Origin of the sequence: Yoonia sp., from assembly GCF_042093035.1 — a bacterium.
In the GTDB taxonomy this organism is placed as follows: Bacteria; Pseudomonadota; Alphaproteobacteria; order Rhodobacterales; family Rhodobacteraceae; genus Yoonia.
The window spans coordinates 1-5229 of the sequence record NZ_JBELFI010000142.1; the positions used below are offsets into that span (position 1 = coordinate 1).

At 57.4% G+C, this 5229-nt stretch carries 5 protein-coding genes; 1 reads left to right on the plus strand and 4 read right to left on the minus strand.

The window, feature by feature from the left end; all coding sequences use genetic code 11:
• The coding region (locus ACFDSS_RS13260) for a LacI family DNA-binding transcriptional regulator (RefSeq protein ID WP_375256206.1) at positions 1-505 on the minus strand (505 nt) is incomplete at its 3' end.
• 79 nt (positions 506-584) lie between these two features.
• On the opposite strand from ACFDSS_RS13260, the gene ACFDSS_RS13265 reads away from it, so the two are divergent.
• Complete coding sequence (locus ACFDSS_RS13265; protein WP_375256207.1) at positions 585-1769, plus strand: phytanoyl-CoA dioxygenase family protein; 1185 nt, start codon at positions 585-587, stop codon at positions 1767-1769.
• Between the two features lie 47 nt (positions 1770-1816).
• Here ACFDSS_RS13265 and ACFDSS_RS13270 read toward each other — a convergent pair whose 3' ends face one another.
• From ACFDSS_RS13270 to ACFDSS_RS13280, 3 genes are all read right to left on the minus strand, one after another.
• Positions 1817-2581: an HpcH/HpaI aldolase/citrate lyase family protein gene (locus ACFDSS_RS13270; RefSeq protein ID WP_375256208.1), complete on the minus strand. Its 765-nt coding sequence runs from the start codon at positions 2579-2581 to the stop codon at positions 1817-1819.
• Between the two features lie 12 nt (positions 2582-2593).
• Positions 2594-4390, minus strand: a complete 1797-nt coding sequence (locus tag ACFDSS_RS13275; RefSeq protein ID WP_375256209.1) for a thiamine pyrophosphate-binding protein — start codon at positions 4388-4390, stop codon at positions 2594-2596.
• Positions 4387-5229: aldehyde dehydrogenase family protein (locus ACFDSS_RS13280; protein WP_375256210.1), on the minus strand; the 843-nt coding region annotated here is incomplete at its 5' end. The genes ACFDSS_RS13280 and ACFDSS_RS13275, both read right to left, overlap by 4 nt.

Below are 5229 nucleotides of genomic sequence, written 5' to 3' on the forward strand. Positions count from 1 at the left end.
CACTTTGGTTATCAAGCCCAACATAGGCGATGCGCTTGGTCGCGGTCAGATCAGTAACGAGTGTGATAACCGGGATCCCTGCTGCAACCAGTTCATCGACCGCCGCCCGAATAGTCGGGACATCACGGACCTTCAGGCAAACGCCGTGGCTTCCACGCTTTGCGATCCGCGTCAGAACCTGCAAAACGTCAGCCTCGCTCATGATCTCGTGCATGACAAATCTAGGACGGCAAACAGCGATACCGATCCGGGGCAACACGTCTTCGGCGGCGCGTGTGACCTCTCGGCTAAAGCGATCTGGCGCTTCAATCACAAAATCAAAGAACATTCGCCGTCCGCGCGCGGACAGCTGGGCCTCTTGCCCTTCAAGTTCCGAAATAGCGGCCGCGACCCGAGCCCTGGTCTGAGGGCTGACGTGGGCACGGCCATTGATAGCGCGGTCTATCGTCGCCGTGCTGAGCCCCGATTGTCGGGCGATTTCTTTAAGTGGGAAGCGATGGGTCATTGATGTATTCTTGATGTGTTTTCGTGATCCAATCAAGGCTAAGATGTCGCAGGCTCATCCCAACAACAGGAGACGCGCCATGAAAGATCACCCCACCCCCAAAACTGGATACTTCGACGCTAACGTATGTGACCTCAACGCGTTTAGAACGCTGATTGAACAAACGCTTGATCCTGCATCGGTCCCGCAGGCGTGCGAAATCCAACAGAACACACCGATCTACGACATGGGATCGCTTCGCGGGTTTCTGGAAGATAAAATGATGCGGCGGGACCTCATGACGGAGTGGGCTCATGTCCTCATGCACGGTGCCGGCGTCCTGGTCCTGCGCGGCGCCTATGCAGATACGATGGTCTTGGACGAAGCAACGTCGGTGTATGACACCATCATTGCCAATGAGAAGCTGGCAAGTGGTGGTGGCGGCGGCGACCATTTTGCGGCGTCTGGCTCCAATGATCGTATTTGGAACTCGCTGCAAAAACTCTGCGAAAATGCGCCTGATGTGTTTCTTCGTTATTTTGCAAACACCTCCATCGCGGCGGTCAGTGAGGCCTGGTTGGGACCGAATTACCAAATGACCGCGCAGATCAATTTGGTTCATCCAGGTGGTGCCGCACAGCAGGCCCACCGCGATTATCATCTCGGCTTTCAAACGGCGGACGTCAGCGCTGAGTATCCGGTACATGTGCATGACCTGTCGCCGGCGCTCACGCTGCAAGGGGCAGTCGCCCATTGCGATATGCCAATCGAGAGTGGGCCGACCAAACTGCTTCCGTTCTCGCAACTTTATCGCCCGGGCTATGCCGCTTGGCGACGGCCAGATTTTCGAAGCTTCTTTGAAGAGCGCCATATCCAGCTGCCTTTGGCCAAAGGCGACGCCTTGTTCTTCAATCCGGCGCTTTTCCATGCTGCTGGAGCAAATACGAGCACCAGCATTCATCGGATGGCCAACCTGCTACAGGTATCTTCAGCCTTTGGGCGCGCGATGGAGACGATTGATCGCACCAAGATGTGCAAACTGCTGTATCCGGCCGCTTTGGCATCCTACAGCGATGCCACGCTCAGCACATCGGAGTTGGCCGCATCGATTGCAGCGGCGGCTGAGGGGTACTCCTTTCCGACCAATCTTGATCGAGACCCACCCAAAGGAGGGCTTGCCCCTGAAACACAGCAAGCAATATTCATGCGGGCATTGACCGAGGGACAAGGTGCTTCGGAATTTGCAGCTCACCTCGATCAAATGCAGGCCATTCAAGATGCTTAGTAGCGGCTAAGACACGCAAGCCACGGTTTGCCAAAAGTCCATTGGCATCAGGCAAAGCGCCCACGAACGTTTGCAACGGCATCCGCCAACAGAACCAAATCTACGGCAACCGCCACAAAGGATGCCCCAGCAGCCAGGTATCGATCGGCCACATCCGGGTCGAGCGCCATGACCCCCGCAGGAATGTCCATGTCAACCAAACGGTTGATCGCATCGCTGACGGCTTTGTCGACATCAGGATGGGTCATTTGCCCGCGCAGCCCCATGCTTGCACTAAGGTCAGCAGGGCCGATGAAGACTGCATTTACACCGTCCGTCTGTGCTATCGCATCGAGGTTCTTCAGCCCGTTGAGTGTTTCAACCTGCACGATGAGGCAGAGTTCATCCTCGGCAGTGTTGAAATAGTCATCGACCTTGCCGTACCGCGTCGCACGGGTCATGCCCGCCATGCCTCGCATTCCTTGCGGGCCGTAACGCATCGCATGAACGGCTGCAGCGGCTTCGGCGGCGGTTTGAACGTAGGGCACCATTACGGTTTGCGCGCCCATATCAAGCACCCGTTTGAACAGTGTTGGATCATTAGCTGCGACCCGAACGACAGCGGATGTTTCCGGATGTTGTCCGATCGCTTGCAAAGCAGGCAAAACCTCGACTGTCTCTACCGCTGCGTGTTCGCAATCGACGAGCACCCAGTCGAACCCTGCACCGCCCAAAAGTTCGGGCACGGAATTCCCGCCAACGGTGTTCCAGATCCCCAATTGGCGCTGGTTCGCAGCAAGCGCCGCTTTGAACTGGTTCTTTGGGTTCTTCATCGGCGGCACCTTTTAGGTTGAAACGTGGCTCACGTCTTTGTCTGGGCTGTAGATATCCAGGATATTCCAATGGCCCGTTGTCGGCGTTGGGTTGTTGATCATGGACACATCCAACACCGTAGGCTTTCCACTAGCAATGGCGGCCTGCAATGCGGGCAGCAGTTCATCAGCAGATGAAATATGGATACCTTCAGCGCCATAGGCCCTTGCGATTTCGGCGTAACCTGGCCCGTTTGTGGGCGCCGCTGCACTGCCAGGAAACGTCGTGCCATAGGTCAGCCCGTAGTGCGCCTTTTGCAAGCCCGCGATGGTGCCGAAGGCGTTGTTGTTCATGACCAGCCAGATGATGCCGAGGTTCAGCTCAACCGCCGTCGCCAGCATTGAGGGGTTTTGGCCAAAGCCACCGTCGCCCACGAGGCTCAGCACCACTCGTTCCGGCGCGGCGAGTTTTGCCCCGATGGCCGCAGGCGGGCCAAAGCCCATCGTTGCAAATCCGCCCGGCGTCAGGATCGAGCCCGGTGTGAGGATATCAAACTGCTGACCCACGCCGTTCTTGTTCCAGCCCACGTCAGTTGTGATGATCGCATCGTCGGGCAAGGCAATGCGGGTGTCTGCCAAGATGCGTTCGGGCATCATCGGGAATGCTGTGGACGTTTGCATTTCGACGTTGGACGCTTTGAAATCCTCGCGGAAAGCGGCGATTTCGGCCTTCTTTTCCGTGCGATCAAACCCGTCAGGGTACATGTCTTTGGCAACCCGCGTGAGCACGCGCAACGCCGCCTTTGCATCTGCCACGACGCCAATTTCGGTTGGATAATTGCGCCCGATCTCTTGAGGTTCGATATCGATGTGGATGACCTTCGTGTCGTTCCCCTCGGCCCCGATGTTGAAGGTGTAGCCAGGGTACCAGCTGGAACAATCGGCCTCTTTGAAGCGCGTTCCAACGGCGAAGACTACGTCGGCGTTCAAACAGGTCTGGTTCACCAACTCGGTGCCCCAAAACCCCGTCATCCCCATGACCAGCGGGTGATCGTCGCGCACAGCACCTTTGCCCATCAGCGAATGAGCAATCGGCAGGCCCATGTGGGTCGCAAACTCTTCCATCTCGCCGCTCGCCTGCGCCAACAATATCCCGCCGCCAATATAAGCGACGGGATCTTTGGCCGCGGCCAGACCACTCACAATCTGGCGGGCTGTCTCGTCATCCATCGACGGCTTGACGAGGGTCTTGGTGTTGGAGGCGATGCGATCGAAAGTGTCGGACGGGATGACCTCGGAAAAGATATCCATGGGCACGTTGACCAGAACTGGGCCGGGTTGGCCGGATTCCGCAAGGTGGAATGCCTTTTCTAGGATTTCCGCAATGAGGTCCGCGCGGTCCACACGCCATGCGCGTTTCACGAAGGGGCGGTAGATTTCCCACTGGGCGGCATCGGCGTGCAAGTTGACCTCTTGGTGGGGATGTTTGCCGTAGTAGTGCGTCGGGATGTCTCCCGCGATCACCACCATCGGGATGCAATCAAGTGCTGCGTTGGCCACACCTGTGGCGCAGTTTGTCAGCCCCGGGGAAAGGTGTGACAGCACGACGGATGCGCGCCCTGTGACCCGCGCGTATGCGTCTGCCGCGTGGCTTGCGATCTGTTCATGGCGCACGGTGATGAACTCAATCGGGCTGTCTGCCAAGGCCGCCAGAACGGCAATGTTGGTGTGACCGCACAGGCCAAAGACGTGCTCGACCGCGCGTCGTTCAAGGAAATCTACGATATGTTCTGCGACGGTTTTGCTGTCTACTCTGTTTCCGTCCATCATGCGACCTCCTGTCCGTAGAATTCACCGAAAAGCTCTTCCTCGCTGGGTCGATCCTCGGCGATGGGCCGTGCGACCCAAGTGTAATTCATCATGTGTTTTATGGTGACGTTTTCATTGGTGATGTTGCCGCCCCAGATGCCGCAACCAAGGCTGCTGGTCATCGGCATGCCATTGGTCCAAGACCCTGCGTTTGCTTTGGATTGCGGCTGGCGCACCATCATACGGCTGACCGGCGCCACGCGTGCCAACGCGTCGATATTGTCATCGTTGTGGCTATAGATCCCGCAAGAATGTCCGACGCCGCCTGTGGCATAAATCTGGCGTACGGTGTCGAGCGCGTCGTCGAATGCCTCAAAGTGATACAGCGCCATAACAGTCGTCAGCTTTTCTTTGCTGAACTTGTGCTCGGGCCCGATCTGACCTTGGTTCTCAACCATCAGGAATTTGCGATCCTCGGGGATAGTGAACCCCGCCACATCTGCCGTCTGCTGGGGTTTGCAGGCGATTGTCGGGAAGGTGCGGTTGCCCTTCTCGTCCCACATCGCCTTTTCAAGCAGCGTCTTTTCTTCGGGCGAGCACAGATAGCCACCCTCGGCCTCAAGCGCCTTGACCATGTCTTCATAGACCGATCTCTGGATGATGATGTTGCCATCCGCCGAACAGCCCGATCCAAAATCGGACGTCTTGGAAATGCGCGTGTTCTGGGCGGCTATGTCGATGTCTGCCGTCTCGTCGATCACGATTGAGGAGTTGCCGGCGCCGACGCCATACGCTGGACGACCAGAAGAATACGCCGCCTTGACCATCGGCTTGCCGCCTGTCGCCAGCGTCAGATCACA

Excerpts from the sequence above, each read along its gene's own strand:
- ACFDSS_RS13275 (WP_375256209.1), bottom strand. The coding sequence starts at position 4,390 with ATGATGGACGGAAACAGAGTAGACAGCAAAACCGTCGCAGAACATATC.
- ACFDSS_RS13270 (WP_375256208.1), bottom strand. The coding sequence starts at position 2,581 with ATGAAGAACCCAAAGAACCAGTTCAAAGCGGCGCTTGCTGCGAACCAG.
- ACFDSS_RS13265 (WP_375256207.1), top strand. The coding sequence starts at position 585 with ATGAAAGATCACCCCACCCCCAAAACTGGATACTTCGACGCTAACGTA.